At 32.2% G+C, this 17,265-nt stretch carries 14 protein-coding genes, 1 riboswitch and 2 other annotated features; all 14 genes read left to right on the top strand.

The window, feature by feature from the left end; translation table 11 throughout:
* Positions 1-192 precede the first annotated feature (192 nt).
* The 14 genes from ACJDU8_RS14710 (at position 193) to ACJDU8_RS14645 (ending at position 16,649) form a co-directional block, all read left to right on the top strand.
* On the top strand, positions 193-1,485 hold the full coding sequence (locus ACJDU8_RS14710; RefSeq protein WP_406792906.1) for an O-acetylhomoserine aminocarboxypropyltransferase/cysteine synthase family protein: 1,293 nt from the start codon (positions 193-195) through the stop codon (positions 1,483-1,485).
* A gap of 41 nt (positions 1,486-1,526) precedes the next feature.
* Positions 1,527-2,492, top strand: coding sequence for an alpha/beta fold hydrolase (locus ACJDU8_RS14705; RefSeq protein WP_406792905.1), 966 nt, complete (start codon positions 1,527-1,529; stop codon positions 2,490-2,492).
* Positions 2,493-2,726: 234 nt separating this feature from the next.
* Positions 2,727-4,445 (top strand): ABC transporter ATP-binding protein, encoded by a 1,719-nt coding sequence (locus ACJDU8_RS14700; RefSeq protein ID WP_406792904.1) that lies wholly within the window; start codon positions 2,727-2,729, stop codon positions 4,443-4,445.
* A gap of 3 nt (positions 4,446-4,448) precedes the next feature.
* A complete protein-coding gene (locus ACJDU8_RS14695) occupies positions 4,449-6,293 on the top strand; it encodes an ABC transporter ATP-binding protein (RefSeq protein ID WP_406792903.1) in 1,845 nt (614 codons plus the stop codon).
* A 187-nt stretch (positions 6,294-6,480) separates the two neighbouring features.
* Positions 6,481-7,905 (top strand): transglutaminase domain-containing protein, encoded by a 1,425-nt coding sequence (locus ACJDU8_RS14690; protein ID WP_406792902.1) that lies wholly within the window; start codon positions 6,481-6,483, stop codon positions 7,903-7,905.
* A 144-nt stretch (positions 7,906-8,049) separates the two neighbouring features.
* A riboswitch (FMN riboswitch) is annotated at positions 8,050-8,168 on the top strand.
* Between the two features lie 208 nt (positions 8,169-8,376).
* Positions 8,377-9,486 (top strand): bifunctional diaminohydroxyphosphoribosylaminopyrimidine deaminase/5-amino-6-(5-phosphoribosylamino)uracil reductase RibD, encoded by a 1,110-nt coding sequence (ribD, locus tag ACJDU8_RS14685; RefSeq protein ID WP_406792901.1) that lies wholly within the window; start codon positions 8,377-8,379, stop codon positions 9,484-9,486.
* Positions 9,487-9,523: 37 nt separating this feature from the next.
* Entirely contained in the window at positions 9,524-10,177 is a 654-nt protein-coding gene (locus ACJDU8_RS14680) for a riboflavin synthase (protein WP_406792900.1), read from the top strand.
* Between the two features lie 103 nt (positions 10,178-10,280).
* Entirely contained in the window at positions 10,281-11,483 is a 1,203-nt protein-coding gene (locus ACJDU8_RS14675) for a bifunctional 3,4-dihydroxy-2-butanone-4-phosphate synthase/GTP cyclohydrolase II (protein ID WP_406792899.1), read from the top strand.
* A 22-nt stretch (positions 11,484-11,505) separates the two neighbouring features.
* A complete protein-coding gene (ribH, locus tag ACJDU8_RS14670) occupies positions 11,506-11,970 on the top strand; it encodes a 6,7-dimethyl-8-ribityllumazine synthase (protein WP_406792898.1) in 465 nt (154 codons plus the stop codon).
* Positions 11,971-12,151: 181 nt separating this feature from the next.
* On the top strand, positions 12,152-12,577 hold the full coding sequence (locus tag ACJDU8_RS14665; protein WP_406792897.1) for a flavodoxin: 426 nt from the start codon (positions 12,152-12,154) through the stop codon (positions 12,575-12,577).
* 181 nt (positions 12,578-12,758) lie between these two features.
* Complete coding sequence (locus ACJDU8_RS14660) at positions 12,759-13,373, top strand: DUF3793 family protein (protein ID WP_406792896.1); 615 nt, start codon at positions 12,759-12,761, stop codon at positions 13,371-13,373.
* 91 nt (positions 13,374-13,464) lie between these two features.
* Positions 13,465-14,337, top strand: a complete 873-nt coding sequence (locus tag ACJDU8_RS14655; RefSeq protein ID WP_406792895.1) for a DUF1002 domain-containing protein — start codon at positions 13,465-13,467, stop codon at positions 14,335-14,337.
* Positions 14,338-14,384: 47 nt separating this feature from the next.
* A complete protein-coding gene (locus ACJDU8_RS14650) occupies positions 14,385-14,729 on the top strand; it encodes a YqfO family protein (protein WP_406792894.1) in 345 nt (114 codons plus the stop codon).
* Between the two features lie 153 nt (positions 14,730-14,882).
* On the top strand, positions 14,883-16,649 hold the full coding sequence (locus ACJDU8_RS14645) for a methyl-accepting chemotaxis protein (RefSeq protein ID WP_406792893.1): 1,767 nt from the start codon (positions 14,883-14,885) through the stop codon (positions 16,647-16,649).
* A gap of 65 nt (positions 16,650-16,714) precedes the next feature.
* Positions 16,715-16,909 (top strand) — a binding site (T-box leader).
* Between the two features lie 67 nt (positions 16,910-16,976).
* Positions 16,977-17,172, top strand: a binding site (T-box leader).
* Positions 17,173-17,265: the final 93 nt, after the last annotated feature.

The raw sequence follows: 17,265 nt of genomic DNA, 5'->3' as shown, positions 1-17,265 counted from the left end.
TTTTTTATTTGATTAACTAGACAAACTAGAGGTCAAGGTTTACTTATTATAGAGTTTTTAGTGCATAATCTCTATAGTATATGAGCTTTGACCTCTTTATTTATCCCACTAAATTTAAAAATTATTTCATTACATATATATCTATATAATTATTATGAAAGTATGCCCAAATTACCAAAAGGAGGATTTTTTATGAGTGAAAAATTTGGAATAGGAACAAAAGCAGTGCAAGGAGGGTATTCACCTAATTCAGGTAATCCAAGAGTGGTACCCATAATTCAAAGTACATCATATAAATATGATAGTTTTGATGAAGTAGCAAAGGTAGCAGCAGTGAGTGCAGATGTAGAAGCACTGAAAACAGGGGGATATTTGTATACAAGAATAGGAAATCCAACAGTAACAGCCCTTGAAAAAAAATATATAGAACTACAAGGGGGGGTTGAAGCAATTGCCACCGCATCAGGACAATCCGCAGTAGTTTATTCTATAATAAACATTGCTAATGCAGGAGATCACATTATTGCAAGTTCAAATCTGTATGGAGGTACATACAATCTTTTTAATACAATTATCCCTAAATTGGGTATTAATGTTTCTTTTGTAGAGCCAGCAGCTTCTGAAGAAGAAATTTTAGCAGTAAAAAAGGAAAATACTAAACTAATATTTGGTGAAACTATAGGAAATCCAGGACTTAATGTACTAGATTTTCATAAATTTTCTTCTATAGCAAGAAAACTAGATATACCATTTATTGTTGATAATACTATAGCAACACCCTATTTAACAAGTCCCTTTGAATATGGAGCAAATATAGTTGTTCACTCTACTACTAAATATTCGGATGGACATGCAGTGTCACTAGGAGGAATAATTATTGATGGTGGAAACTTTAATTGGGCAAATGGAAAATTTCCAGATTATACAACCCCAACTGGGCCAGCAGTTTTGGTATTTGTTGATGCATTTGGAAAACGTGCTTTTTCAGGAAAGTTGAGAACTAATCTAGTAGAAGAATTTGGTGCGGCACCAGCTCCATTTAATGCATTTTTAACAAATTTAGGATTAGAAACATTACATTTAAGAATGGAAAGGCATTCATATAATGCTTTAAGTTTAGCTAAATATCTCCTGCAGCATCCTAGAATTGAATGGGTGAGATATCCTTATTTAGAATCAGATCCAGAATATGAAAGGGCTAAGAAATATTTGAAAGGTGGAGGAAGCGGGATTCTGACTTTTGGTGTGAAAGGAGGAATTGAGGCGGCAAAAGCTGTAGGTGAAAAGTTGAAATTAGCTTCTATAGTTGTTAATTTAGGTGATGTAAGAACATATGTAATTCATCCTGCAAGTACAACTCATTTGGCATTATCAGAGGAACAACAAAGGGCGGCAGGGGTAACGCCTGAATTGATTAGAGTGTCTGTGGGGATTGAAGATATTAAAGACATAATAGCAGATTTTGAGCAGGCTTTAGATATATAAAATAAATAGCAAATCTAGAAAATATAAAGGAGGAGTAATGTGTGAGTACAAATGCAGCATATAAGTCTGACACGTTTTTCTATAAGGATTCTCAAGATATAAATTTTTTTACTGAAAAATGGTGTCCGACTGAAAATCAGAAAATATATGGTGTAATACAAATAGCTCATGGTATGGGAGAAACTACTGATTATTATAGAGAATTTAGTGAAGAGATGGCTAAAGCAGGTTTTATAGTATATATTAATGAGGCACGTGGACATGGCAGAACAGCAGGAGATATAAATGAACCTTCTTATATGGAAAATGCAGGATACATGGGAGAAGACGGAATAAATTGGATGGTTGAAGATATTAAAATATTAACGGATATTATCAAGGCAGAAAACCCGGGATTGCCAAATTTTCTTTTAGGTCACAGCTTAGGGTCAGTTTTGGCTCAGATATATGCATATAAATATGGTGATGAAGTAAATGGAATCATATATTCTGGTACTACCGGCCCAATTCATATAAAGAAGATAATAAAATTGACTGAAATATCAAACAGGGAAGTGAGGAAAGTTGGAAGAAAGTCTGTAAGTACTGAAGCTTCCAATGCATTTTTTGAACATTTTAATGATGAATTTCAGCCTCCCAAGACGGAATATGATTGGCTAACAAGTGATGTTGATATGCTTGAAAATACACTAAGTTCTCCTTATGCTGCAATAGAGTATAAAGCGGGCTATTTTGATGATTTATTTAATGCTTTAAAGGATATACATAAACCTAGGGTTATTGAAAAAATACCTAAAAACTTACCTATATTTTCAATATCAGGGAGCAAAGATCCTTTTGGAGATAATGGCAGGGGTATAAAGGAACTGTTTAAAATATATAAACAATATGGAATTGAAGATGCCACTTATAAAATATATGAAAATGGACGACATGAGATGCTTAGAGAAGTAAATAGAAATGAGGTGATGAAAGACTTACACAATTGGTTATATAATCATATATAGATGAAATTAAAGAATTCCAGTAGATATTGTCATATCCTAAGAGAATTATTAATAATATAAAATAACTTTCTATAGTTTTTCTATAGGAAGTTTTTTATTTGATTAAGTGGACAATTTGTAGATATGGCTCAAATAGATTTCTTAATCGTGCATTAAAAAGAATTTTTATATTTGAATTTATTTTCTAAAAATAATATTATTAATAAATAGAATGAATTTTGGGAGTGTATATATTTGAAATTTATGAAAAAATATATAAATAAGTACTGGAAAGGATTTTGTCTTGCTATATTTTTTCTTTCTATTGAGGCATTATGCGATTTAATGCAGCCTACTATAATGTCCAAAATAGTTGATATAGGTGTGGCAAACAAACAGATGGATTATGTAATTCAAAAAGGATTGATAATGCTTCTGGTTACGGCCGTGGGAGCAATGGGAGCTTCAGGACGTAATATATTGTCTGGAAGGGTGTCTCAAAAATTTAGTGCAGAACTGAGAGCAGATTTATTTGAAAAGATTCAAAGTTTTTCTTTTGACAGCATTGATAAATTCGAAAGCAGTTCTCTTATAACACGTCTTACCAACGATGTAACTCAAGTTCAAAATTTTGTTAATGGACTTATGAGAATATTTGTAAAGTCACCTCTTGTGTGTATTGGAAGTATTATCATGGCATCAAGGCTTGATTTACATCTTGCAATAATACTTTTTATTATAATACCAATTGTAGCTGTATTTATATTTTTGAATATGAATATAGGATACCCATATTTTATGAAGGTTCAGATAGCTTTAGATAGAGTGAATTCTGTAATGAGGGAGTATTTGTCCGGTGTAAGGGTGGTAAAAGCTTTCAATAGATTTAATTATGAAAGTGAAAGGTTTAAAGGTGCAAATGAGGAATTAGGAAGGCTATCGGTCATTGCAATGCGTGTAATGGCAATATTTTCTCCTACTAGAAGTTTAGTTATAAATATAGGAATAGTATGTGTTTTGTGGATTGGAGGAAAATATGTCAACAGTGGCAGTATGCAAGTAGGACAAATAATTGCATTCACAAATTATATGACTCAAATATTATATTCAATTATGATGATATCTGCAGTTTTTAATATGTTTGTAAGATCTAAAGCTTCTGCAATACGTATTTTTGAAATAATTGAGGAAAAAAGTAGTATTAACTTTAATGAAGGTATTTCAAACTTAAAACAAAGTGGAAGAATAGATTTTGAAGATGTGAGCTTTTCCTATGCAAATGGCCATCAGGTTATTTGTGATATTAGCTTTACTTGTATGCCAGGGGAAACCTTGGGAATTATTGGAGCCACAGGTTCAGGTAAAAGCAGCCTTGTAAACTTAATTCCAGGATTTTATGATGCAACCTCTGGAAGAGTAAAGGTTGATGGAGTAGATGTAAAGGATATAAATAAGAAAATTTTAAGAGAAAAAATAGCCCTTGTACCCCAGAAGACAATGCTGTTTACAGGAAGTGTTCTGGAAAATATAAGATGGGGCAAAGAGAATGCTTTACTGGAAGAGGTAAAAAAGGCAGCTGAAGTTGCAGAAGCGGATGAGTTTATATCTAGCTTCCCGGAACAATACAATACAAGACTTGGACAGGGAGGAGTCAATTTTTCAGGAGGTCAAAAACAGCGAGTTTCCATAGCTCGTGCATTAATTAAAAAACCTGAAATACTTATACTTGATGATTGTACAAGTGCTGTAGATGCAGCAACGGAAGTTAAGATAAGAGAAAAACTTAAAAAGTATTCAAGTAATTTGACTTGCATAATAATTGCCCAGAAAATATCATCTGTAATATCTGCAGACAATATAATTGTGCTGGATGAAGGGAAATTGGTGGGGATGGGAAAGCATGGACAGCTTATGAAAAACTGTGAGGTTTATAGAGATATTTTCTTGTCTCAAGTTGGAAAGGAGGTAATTTAATATATGGGTGAGAGGGACAAATATAATAAGAGTGATATAAAAATGCCTCTGGGACCGAGAAGAGGAGTAAGAGGAAGAGGAAGTATCGGTCCTGTGGAAAAACCAAAAAATTTTAAGAAGACCTTATTTAGACTTTGGAAGTATTTCGGAAGTGAAAGAAGACTTTTAGTCATAATATTTATGTTTGTAATAATAGATTCTATTATAGGCCTTCTAGGACCCTACCTTATAGGAAAATCTATTGATGCTATGTCAGAATTAAAGGGAAAAGTGGATTTTAATCTATTGTCTGTAATGGTTATATTACTTTTAGTTACATATATATTAGATGGAATTTTGACTTTCTTTCAAGGGTGGCTTATGGCTGGTACTGCTCAGAAAATAGTGATGAATCTTAGAAGAAGTCTATTTGACAAACTTCAAAAATTGCCCATTTCTTTTTTTGACACCAATACTCACGGAGAGATAATGAGTAGGTTAACTAATGATATAGAAAATGTAAGCTCTACCATATCACAATCCACTACTCAGCTTATGTCAGCAGTAGTGACAGTTTTAGGATCTTTTATTATGATGCTCATCTTAAGTCCTATTTTGACTTTTGTAAGCCTTATTACAGTGCCTATGGTATTTTTTCTTACTAAAAGTATAGCAAAGAATACCAGCGTATTGTTTAAAAGGCAGCAGGTAGAGCTTGGAAAACTCAATGGACATATAGAGGAGAATATATCAGGTATTCATGTGGTAAAGGCTTTTAATCATGAACAGAAGGCCATAGAAGAATTTAAAGAAATAAATGGCAATCTAAATCAGGTAGGATTGAAAGCTCAAATTTGGTCTGGATTTTTGATGCCTATTATGAATGTAATAAATAACATAGGTTTTGCTGCTGTAGCTGGTGTGGGGGGGATCTTGGCTGTAAAAGATATTATAACTGTGGGAATTATAGCTAGTTTTTTAAGTTATTCCAGACAATTTGCAAGACCATTAAATGATATAGCCAGCATATTTAATACACTTCAGTCTGCTGTTGCCGGTGCCGAGAGAGTATTTGATATATTGGATGAAAGAGAGGAGATGGAGGATAATACTGAAGCTATAACTCTTGAAAATACAAGAGGTCAGGTTGATTTTGAAAATGTAAATTTTAGTTATAGAAAGGACGTTCCAATATTAAATAACATAAGCTTTAAGATTAATCAGGGTACAAGTGTTGCCCTTGTTGGACCTACAGGAGCGGGAAAAACAACTATTGTAAACTTGCTTGCCAGGTTTTATGATGTGTCCAGTGGAAAAATTTTAATTGATGGAATAGACATAAGGAATTATACAAGAGATAGTCTTAGAAAGTGTTTTGGCATAGTTCTTCAGGATACCTATCTTTTTACAGGTACAATACTTGAAAATATTAAATATGGCAGATTAAATGCGGATTTTTCACAGGTTAAAGAGGCAGCAGAGGCAGCAGGTGCAGATCAGTTTATTGAAAAATTTCCTCATAAATATGATACTATGCTTCAGGAAGGAGGAAGCAATTTAAGCCAGGGAGAGAGGCAGCTTATAGCTATAGCAAGAGCCATACTTTCAGAGCCTTCCATACTCATTTTGGATGAAGCTACAAGCAATGTGGATACCAGAACAGAGCTTAAAATACAAGAAGCCATGCGTAAACTTATATGGAGAAGAACCAGTTTTATAATTGCCCACAGACTAAGTACCATTAGAGATTCAGACATTATAATGGTAATAGATGGAGGAACAATCGCAGAAGCTGGAGATCATAATGAGCTAATGAGAAGAAAAGGAATATATTACAACATGTATTTTAATCAGATAATTAATAATTGAATAAGGTATCTTAAAATTAACAAGTCGAATATGCGTAATGACTGTGAGGGTTTTTAAAAATATGAAATATGTTAATAAAAATGATTAAAAATGTTAATTGATTTGTAACACAATTATAATATAGTTATTTTAAGTTAATTATTAAAAAGATTTTTAAGATGTCTAAATATTATATGGAGGTGATAAAGTGTTTAAAAAGATATGTAAGTTTATGATAACAGGTATGGTAGTTATTTTACTATTCTCCGGTGAAAGTTGTTATGCTGCAGGAGAATATAGAATTTGGAACAATAGTAGTATTTCTGCTGTAAGCAGTAATAAAATTTGGACTATTACTTTTAATAGAGATGTTGATTTAGACTCTGCAAAAAATTCTATAAAAATATATGAACAGGACACTAGTACACCTTTAGAAGTTAATATTATAAATACTTCCTCAAACACAGTACAGGTTTCTCCAGTAAGTTCATACGTAGAAGGGAAAGACTATGTTTTAGTGGTAGATAGCAGCTTAAAATCTATTGACGGTAAGGAATTAACCCAAGGAGTAAAATATAATTTCACAGTGGAGAAAAATAGTTCCCAGAGTCCAGCTGACATAGAAAGCTATTCACAATACTATGATGCCATAAAAAGTGCATTAGATAACTATGAAGATACTTTAATTTTAAATATAGGCAGTTATGATAAAGACACATATAGTTTGGATGTTATAAACAAAATATTAATTGATTATCCTGATCTAAGGGCAAGATATTTAAGCGCAGCAAGCAATATTGAATATACGAGTCCTGTAAAAGTTACTATAAATTTCAAATACATAGATACAAAGGAAAATTTAATAAAGAAAGAAGAGGCTGTGCAGGAAAAGGTTGATAAAATAATCAGTACTCTAATTACTTCTGATATGAAAGATTATGAAAAGGAACTGGCACTTCATGACTATGTAGTTAATAATACTAAATATGATGAAAGAGCATATACAGGTAATATGCCAGAAGATTCCTATACGGCTTATGGGGTCTTGATGAATGGAGTCGGAGTGTGCCAGGGCTATGCAGATGCTATGGATAGACTGCTTATAGCAGCAGGTGTAGAGTGTAGGATGGTAATAGGAGATGCAAATGATGGCAATGAATGGATTGGACATGCATGGAATATAGTAAAAATACAAGGGGAGTATTACCAGCTAGATTCTACTTGGGATGATCCTGTTACAAGTGATGGTTCAGATACGCTTTCTCACTCCTATTTTAACATAACCGATGATCAGATTGCTAAAGATCATAGGTGGGATAGGGATGATTATCCTGAGTGTACTAGCACCAAATATAGTTTTGATAACCTTAATGTAACCGAGAAAGACGTTTATGGTAATGATATAAAAGTTGCTGATAACTATAATGATTTTTATAGTGCAGTAGAAGAGGCATTATCACAGGGAGAAAAGTCTGTAAGTGTGAAAATATTGAATTATGATTCAAGTAAGTATAATATATCACAGATTTTGAATACAATATGCAGGAAGTATAATATTTCAGATGAAATTACTGTAACTACCTATCCAGATGAAATTTCAGGGGCAAAGTATGTTACCATAGTAGAATCTTAAATCATTGTCAGTTAAAAATATGAAATTTTACATTATCAGCCATTAAATTCAATAAAGCTGTAATATAGATTACAATTTTTTTAAAGTTTTTATTGACAAGTGAAAAAAAGAAGTATATATTAGAGTTGTAGTTAAAACTTAATAACATGCTTTCGGGGCAGGGTGAAATTCCCGATCGGCGGTTATAGTCCGCGAGCTGAGTATCAGCAGGAACTGGTTGGATTCCAGTACCGACAGTAAAAGTCTGGATGGAGAAAGTGGAGCATTTTTGTAGTATGTAATTTTGTATGTACTTAGTTGTTTTTATTGTGTTTATTCATCCCCTGAAGGTTTTCTTCGGGGGATTTTTGAACTGAAAAGTTAAATTAAGCATGTAGTTAAGTATGGATAAAAATAAGCCCAGCTTTTATATTTTTATTTGTAAAATTTACAATAAAAGTAATAATGTTCTTTTGGGATAGGAGGAATTCTATGAGTCATGACAACAGAGATGAATATTATATGAAGATGGCTTTGGACTTAGCTTTAAAAGGAGAAGGATTTGTAAATCCAAATCCTCAAGTAGGAGCTGTTATAGTAAAAGAAGGCAAAATAGTGGGTAAAGGTTACCATGAATTTTACGGAGGACCACATGCTGAGGTGTATGCATTAAGAGAAGCAGGAGAAAAAGCTGTAAATGCAGACATGTACGTAACATTAGAACCTTGTTCCCATTATGGAAAAACTCCACCTTGTGTGGAAGCTATAGCAAATTCAGGAATAAAAAAAGTAGTAATTGCATTAAAGGATCCCAATCCGCTGGTTTCAGGCAGAGGCATAGAGCTTTTGAGAAATAAAGGAATAGAAGTAGTTACAGATGTTTTAGAAAAAGAGGCACTGGCTGTAAATGAAATATTTATAAAATATATTACTGAAAAACTACCTTTTGTCATATTAAAATCTGCAGTAACTCTGGATGGAAAGATAGCAACTGTTACGGGAGAATCAAAGTGGATAACTTGTGAGGAATCCAGAAATTTTGTTCATCATATAAGAAACAGGGTTATGGCAATTGCGGTAGGTATAGGTACTATACTTTTGGATGATCCTCTTTTAACTACAAGGCTTGAAAAAAAATGCAAGAGTCCTACAGCTGTAATTTTAGATTCTAAACTTAGAATACCTCCAAACTGTAAGATTTTTAATACACTTAACCACAGGAGAATTATAATAGCCTGTACAGAGGAACATAATATAACAAGAAGACGTGAAATTGAAAGTATGGGAATAGATGTAGAGGTTTGTCCTAAAGATGAATCTGGATATATAGACTTAAAGTATTTAATAAAAAAATTAGGTAATCTAGGAATAGATAGTTTGCTTATAGAAGGTGGGGGTACACTGAATTTTTCAGCCTTAGACTCCCAAGTTGTAGATAAAGTTGTTTATTTTATGGCTCCTAAAATTATAGGAGGACTAAATGCAAAAACTTCCGTAGAGGGAAAGGGAGTTGAAGATTTAAATAAGGCAGTGAAATTAAAAAATATTAATTTTTCAAAATCAGGAGAGGATATTTTAATTCAAGGATATGTAGAAAAATAATTTTAATATAAATGTAAAAATAGAGGGGGTAAAATGTTTGTTTACCGGATTAGTGGAAGAAATTGGGCGAGTATTGGAAATAAAAAGTGGAGAAAATTCTTCTAAAATATCTATTTCTTCTAAAAAAGTTTTAGAAGAAGTTAAATTAGGAGACAGCATAGCTGTAAATGGAGCCTGTCTTACGGTAACAAATTTTACCGGAAGCTTCTTTACAGTAGATGTAATGGCTGAGACTTTAAGAAAAAGTAATTTGAAATTTTTAAAAAGAAACAGTAGCGTAAATTTAGAAAGAGCAGTTAAGGTAGGGGAAAGACTGGGAGGACATATAGTAACAGGACATATAGATGGAATTTGCAAAGTGGTAGATATAAAGAAAGAAGATATAGCTACCTGGCTAACTTTACAGCCTCCTTTGGAATTACTAAAATACATGGTTTCAAAAGGCTCTGTAACTTTGGATGGAGTAAGCCTTACCATAGCAGAAGTGGGTAAAGAGTGTATTAGTGTATCGCTAATCCCACATACTAAAGCACAAACTATTTTACAATATAAGAGCCCAGGCGATGAGATAAATATAGAGTGTGATTTGATAGGCAAGTATATTGAAAATCTTATTTTAAGACGAGATGAAAAGCCTGCTGAGAGTTCTAATGTAACAGAAGAATTATTAAGGGAATATGGCTTTGTGTAAACAAAAAACTAGGAAATAGAATTGGTGTCTTCACCGAGTTAACATAATTAATAGAATGTAGATAAGTTTTGTAATTATTAATATTAAAGAGGAGTTGAAATATATGAATAACAAATTTAGTAGCATTGAAGAAGCTTTAGAAGATCTTAAAAAGGGCAAAATGATTCTGGTAACTGATGATGAAGACAGGGAAAATGAGGGAGATTTAATTTGTGCTGCAGAATTTGCCACCCAGGAAAATGTAAATTTTATGGCAACATATGCAAAAGGACTTATCTGCATGCCTATGAGTAGTAAAATGATTTCTAAATTAAACCTTTCACAAATGGTTTCAAATAATACAGATAACCATGAAACAGCGTTTACGGTGTCCATTGACCATATAAGCACAACTACAGGTATTTCAGCTGCGGAACGATCTATAACTGCGCTAAAATGTGTAGAAGAAGATGCTAAACCAGAGGACTTCCGAAGACCAGGTCATATGTTTCCGTTACGTGCAAAAGAATATGGAGTTTTGGAACGTAATGGACATACAGAGGCTACTGTTGATTTGATGAAATTGGCGAATCTAAAAGAATGTGGACTTTGCTGTGAAATAATGAGAGATGATGGTACTATGATGAGAACTTCAGAGCTAATGGAATTTGCAAAAGAATATGAACTGAAGTTTATTACAATCAAGGCTCTCCAGGAGTATAGAAAACAAAAAGAAAAACTCATAGAACAGGCAGTACATACAAAGCTGCCAACTAAATATGGGGAGTTTACAGCTTATGGATATGTAGACAAAATAAATGGAGAACATCATGTGGCACTTGTAAAAGGTGATATTTCAAAAGGCAATTCAGTTTTGTGCAGGGTACATTCTGAATGTTTGACAGGAGATACTTTTGGATCAGTTCGCTGCGATTGTGGGCAGCAATATGCAAGAGCTATGACTCAAATTGAAGAAGAAGGAAGAGGTATCCTTCTGTATATGAATCAAGAAGGACGGGGAATAGGTATAATTAATAAATTAAAGGCTTATGCATTGCAAGATAAAGGACTAGATACTGTTGAAGCAAATATTGCACTGGGTTTTGAAGATGATTTAAGAGATTATTATGCTGCTGCACAAATTTTAAAAGATTTAGGTGTAGAAAATGTACGTCTTATGACAAATAATCCTGATAAGGTGAAACAGTTATCTAGTTATGGTATAAATATTACAGAAAGAGTACCAATCCAAATGAAGGCATCGGCCTATGATACTTTCTACCTTAAAACAAAACAGGAAAAAATGGGACATATTTTAAATTATTAATATATTAAAGGAGACTAAAAAGATGAAAGTTTATGAAGGAAAGCTAAATGCCGGAGGCTTGAAATTCGGAATAGTTGTAGGAAGGTTTAATGAATTTATAGTATCAAAATTGTTATCCGGAGCTTTAGATTGTTTAAAAAGACATGGTGCAGAAGATGATAATATAGATATAACCTGGGTGCCAGGAGCATTTGAAATACCTATGATCTCAAAGAAAATGGCCTTTTCACGAAAATATGATGCAGTTATATGTTTAGGGGCTGTAATTAGAGGATCAACACCTCATTTTGATTATGTGTCCAGTGAAGTTTCAAAAGGTGTAGCCCATGTTTCACTGGAAAGTGATGTTCCAGTTATATTTAGTGTGCTTACTACAGATAATATAGAGCAAGCTATAGAAAGAGCAGGAACTAAAAGTGGAAATAAAGGTTATGACGGAGCTATGGCTGCTATAGAAATGGCTAATTTAATCAAGGAATTAGAATAATCATATAAGTATATCCTACTCTTTAACAGGTTCCTATGATGGTGTAACTATCATAGGAACCTGTTTTTATTTCAGGTGTTTAAATTTTAGAACTATTGACAATTGAAATAAAGAGATATATTATATAATTGGTAATGAAATTCATTATCAATTATATGAAGAGCTTTAGGAGATGATAAAAGTGAGTAAAGTAAATATTATTTATTGGACAGGCACAGGAAATACAGAGGCTATGGCTAAATTAATTGAAGAAGGTGCTAAAGAAAAAGGTGCGGAAGTTAAACTTTTGCATGTTTCAGAGGCAAGTGTTGATGATGTAAAAGGTGCAGATGTAGTATTATTAGGTTCTCCGGCTATGGGAGCAGAAGTCATTGAAGAAAGTGAAATGGAACCTTTTGTAGAGTCTGCTGCCTCTGCTGTGTCTGGAAAAAAGCTAGGATTATTTGGATCCTATGGATGGGGTGATGGCGAATGGATGAGAAACTGGGTAGAAAGAATGGAAGGCTATGGTGCCAATCTATTAAATGAAGGATTAATTGTACAAGAGATGCCAGAAGGAACTTCAGAAGAGGAATGCAAAAATTTTGGACGGGAAGCAGCTAACTAGCAAATAAGCATCTTCGGGCATTTTTAAATAATTAACTAATTAAGATACCTTAAAATGGTTAAATAATCAAATTGAAAATTGGATATTATAATAATACCTACAGGATTCTAAGTTTGAAATATATTACAATGTATATTTTTGTCTTGGGATCCTAGTATTATATTAAAGGAGTTGGTAGAATATGAAGAATTTAAATGAAGAATTTATTGAGTCTATTTACGGTGCAGATGAAAAAGAGTATATGATGAATCTTATAACCTATGCAATATCGCCTACCATTGCAGGATACAAACCATCTTCCATAATTAATATATCCAATAAATATAAAAATATGTATAGTTTGTGGTGTAAATATGGAAATGAATATTTGGAAAACATAAGTTTAAAAGTATTTGAAATTTATAAAAAAGAAAATATAATAATACTTTTATTTTATAATGAATCAATGTTATCTGAAGTATTATGTTATAAAGACAATGCTGAGTTTTTAAACAAGTTTGGATATTCTAGTTCTATGTCTTTGATTAATAAGTTAAATCTTCTGAAGGATAGATATGAGTATAATTCTTGTCCTCATGAAATTGGAATTTTTTTAGGCATACCTGTTAGAGATGTAGAGGATTTTATAAACTGCGGTGAAAAAAAATGTATATGCTGTGGTTATTGGAAAGTTTATAATGATAAGGAAAATGCACTAGAAATATTTAAAAATTACGATAAATCAAAATATAACTTTTTAAGATTGCTTGAAAAAAATATAGGATTGGTAAAAGTAGTAGAAATGCTGTCTTCCTAATTAAGCTTTATATATTTACAATTTAGTACTTTTTATATTAATAAATGTAGTATATTATAGTTATTAGTATATTAAAAAGGAGATTTTAAATATGAAGTTTAGAGCATTTACTAGTAAATTATTAGTATTATTTATGATTTTATCTATGGTGTTGTTACCGGGGGTAAATAAAGTCTATGCAGATGCCTATAAGGTTGTTACTTTAGGAGGAGATCTTACAGACAAGCAAAAGAATGATATGATGGAATATTTTAAAGTTAATAAGCAGGAAGCTAATGTGATAGAAGTAAACATAGATGAGGAAAAAAAGTATTTAGGAGATGTGGCAAGCAGTGAGCAAATAGGAACTAAATCCATATCCTGTGCTTATGTGGAGCCGACTTCCAGCGGAGGATTAAATGTATCCACAAACAATATATATTGGGTCAGCAGTAGTATGATAAAAAATGCCCTCATCACTGCAGGAATAAAAAATGCTAATGTTAAGGCAGCTGCCCCTTTTAATGTATCTGGAACTGCAGCCCTTACAGGTATTTTAAAAGGTTTTGAAAACAGTACCGGAGGCACTAAAATCAGTGAAGAAACAAAAAAGGTGGCCAACGATGAATTGGTAACCACGGGAAATTTAGGAGATAAGATAGGAAAAGACCAGGCGGCTGGCTTAATAAATGAAATAAAAACTGAGGTAGTTAAAGAAAATCCTAAAACAGAAGGAGAAATAAAAACTATAGTTCAAAATGTAGTTAACAATTATAATGTAAATTTGACCTCTGAAGATATAAATAAAATAGTTTCACTAATGAGTAAGATAAATGGTTTAAATTTGAATTTTTCTGATTTGAAAGATCAATTAAATAATGTGGCAAGCCAATTAAAAGGAAGTATATCATCTGAGGAAGCTAAAGGATTTTTTGCTAGGATTATAGAAGCTATTAAAAATTTTTTTGCAAGTTTTTCTAAGTAAAAAATTTCAATAAAAATCTATAATATTCATTTTAAGAGGTGGTACTTTTGGAGTATGAAAATTTTAAAATAGAAACTTTTATACCAGAAGATTATGTGACTAAATTAAGGGAGAGTTTAAATGATATAGGAGCACTTAGCATAGGAGGAAATTATGACAATTGTATGTCTGTTTCTAAGGTTACAGGATATTGGAGGCCTCTTGCTGGAGCAAATCCTTTTCAAGGCCAAGTAAATGAGATTAGTAAAGAAGAGGAATGTAAAGTAGAATTTTGTTGTAATAGTAAAATAATAGATAAGGCTGTAAGTGCTATAAAAAAAGTTCATCCCTATGAAGAGCCGGTAATAAATGTAATTCCGCTAGTGGACATTCCTTTTATTATAAACCCCTGATAGATATCTATCAGGGGTTTATAATAAAATTATGTTGTTACTACATACTATTGTAGGGTATAATAGTATGAGAAATAACTTTGTGTTACGAATACATATTAGGTAATAAATTATTTGCATAGGGGGACGAATTTTTATTTAGGGGGGGTATTTATGAAAAAAATCAAATCCAAAAATGATGAACTAAGTCAAAGTTTTTTTTACTCTTATTTACGTTTTTTTATTCTAATAGTATTCTCTGTAGTTATTGTAGGATGCGTATCTTTTTTTTATGCAAAGAAAGAACTAACTCAGTTAGGAGAAACCGCCATAAAAAATAGAATTCAAATGGGTCTTGCAATGATGGATGCTTTGGAAAAACAAGTGCAGGATAGAAAGCTTACCAGGTCAGAAGCTCAGGAGATATTTAAAAGTGAAATGCTGAATCCAAAACAATCTGATGGAAAGACCAGGGGACTTAACTCAAGGCTGGAGTTAAATATACAGGCATATATGTATGCCATTAACAGCAAGGGAATTGAAATGATGCATCCTTATAAAGAAGGCGAGGATATATCAAATGTTACAGATTCTGATGGAAATAAATTGACAGAGCGTATAATAAACGAAGCTAAAAATCCCCAAAATGGAGGAATAGTAGATTTTAATTGGAAAAACCCAGGAGAAACTAAAGAAAAACCTAAAATAAATGCTGTAGCCTATTTTGAGCCTTGGGATTGGTATATAAATGTAGGATGCTATGAGGAAGATTTTTATAAACCTGCTTATGAAATTTTAATACGCATAGTTATAATATCTATAGTCATAATATTAATTTCCATTTTGGCTATGATGTCACTTATGAAAAAGAAAGTGAAACCTTTAAGCCAGATAATAGGTTCTATGAAAATAGCAGCGGAAGGTAATATGTCTGTAAAAATTGATGTAAAGAATAAAGATGAAATAGGAATTATAGGAGAAATATTTAATCAAATGATAGACGAAATAAGAAATGTGTTGATTAAAATAAAACAGACATCAGCCATTCTGGATGAAAAAGTAACTAGTATAAGATCTTTTACTGAAGTTACAGCTGAGAACTCTAATAACATAAAAGATGCCATGGAACAAATTTCTTCTGCCATAAGTAGCTCTGCAAAAGATATGCAAAATAGTCTTGGAAGCATGAATATGTTATCAAAAAATATAAACTTGGTAAAGGAAAACAGTATTATTATGAAGGAAGAAGCATTTCAGGCCAGTAAGTTAAATTCAAATATTGTAAATATACTTACTGAGCTAGAGAATAAAAATTTAGAGAATATAGAAGCTTCTAAAGAAACTAATATTAATATAAAAAAATTGTTAAACAAATCTAATGATATAGTAAGTATAGTGGAGACTATAGAGGGAATTTCAAACGAAATAAATTTGCTCTCTTTAAATGCATCCATAGAATCTGCTAGGGCAGGAGAGGCTGGACGGGGATTTGCTGTAGTGGCAGATCAAATTAAAGAATTATCTGATCAAACATTTGAATCTGTAAAACAAATTAATGAACTTATAAAAGAACTCATAGACACAGTGAATGTTTCTGCAAATAGTGTAGAAACCTCAAGTAAAGTTATAGAGTCACAAGTTACTACTATAAATGAAACAAAACAGACATTAGGTAAGGTAATTGAATTTATAGAAAATATGCCTCAGATAATTGAAAAGAATGTGACTCAGATAGAAGAGGTTTATAAAAGCAAAGATATAGTTAGTTCTTCTATGGATTCTATACTTTCAGTTACAGAAGAAATAGCTGCATCTTCAGAAGAAATAACCGCTTCTACTTTTGAAGTAAAAGAAAAAATGGAGAATGTTAAAAGCTTTACGGGAGAATTAGAACAGGTTTCTAGTGAGCTAAAATCAAGGCTAAATAAATTTTTCTTATAGCAAAATTTATTTAACTATTGACAGTAAATTTAATTTATACTATACTTACATACGTATAGTTGATTATAAAGACTAGGATAGAGACTAGTAAATGTGGTTATATTTTAAAGAGATTGGGAAAAGGTGGGAACCCATAAATAGTACACATTGAACTCACTCTGGAGTTGCAGGCTGAAATAATAGTAAGCTGTGCCGGCAAATGCCGTTATTTGATTGAGAAAAAATTTGGGTGGTACCGCGACAGACTTCTCGCCCCATGAGAAGTCTGTTTTTTATATTTAAAAATAAGCAATCTGTAAATTGTGCATTGTAGATTATGCATTATATATAAAAACTATGATAGGGAATAGTAAATATGATATTTATTTTAAAAGAGAGTGGGATTAGGTGAGAACCCATAAATAATACATTTTGAACTCGCCCTGGAGTTATAAGCTGAAATTCTAGTAGGCTTTATCGGTATATGCCGTTATTTAATTGAGAAAAAATTTGGGTGGCACCGCGAACAGACCTCGCCCCATGTAGAGGTCTGTTTTTTATTTTATTTTAGAATACCACAGGTTTTACCTGTGGTTCCGGAAAGCTTATAGCTATGAGTAGGAAAAAGAAAAACTCC

It is taken from the genome of Candidatus Clostridium eludens, from assembly GCF_045310515.1.
Taxonomy (GTDB): domain Bacteria; phylum Bacillota; class Clostridia; order Clostridiales; family Clostridiaceae; genus Clostridium_B; species Clostridium_B eludens.
The sequence above is the reverse complement of the archived record's forward strand: the minus strand, read 5'-3'. Positions and strand labels throughout refer to the sequence as shown.

Coding starts and splice junctions, on each gene's coding strand:
- ACJDU8_RS14660 (WP_406792896.1), top strand. CDS start 12,759: ATGAAGAATTTAAATGAAGAATTTATTGAGTCTATTTACGGTGCAGAT.
- ribD (WP_406792901.1), top strand. CDS start 8,377: ATGAGTCATGACAACAGAGATGAATATTATATGAAGATGGCTTTGGAC.
- ribH (WP_406792898.1), top strand. CDS start 11,506: ATGAAAGTTTATGAAGGAAAGCTAAATGCCGGAGGCTTGAAATTCGGA.
- ACJDU8_RS14645 (WP_406792893.1), top strand. CDS start 14,883: ATGAAAAAAATCAAATCCAAAAATGATGAACTAAGTCAAAGTTTTTTT.
- ACJDU8_RS14655 (WP_406792895.1), top strand. CDS start 13,465: ATGAAGTTTAGAGCATTTACTAGTAAATTATTAGTATTATTTATGATT.
- ACJDU8_RS14710 (WP_406792906.1), top strand. CDS start 193: ATGAGTGAAAAATTTGGAATAGGAACAAAAGCAGTGCAAGGAGGGTAT.
- ACJDU8_RS14675 (WP_406792899.1), top strand. CDS start 10,281: ATGAATAACAAATTTAGTAGCATTGAAGAAGCTTTAGAAGATCTTAAA.
- ACJDU8_RS14695 (WP_406792903.1), top strand. CDS start 4,449: ATGGGTGAGAGGGACAAATATAATAAGAGTGATATAAAAATGCCTCTG.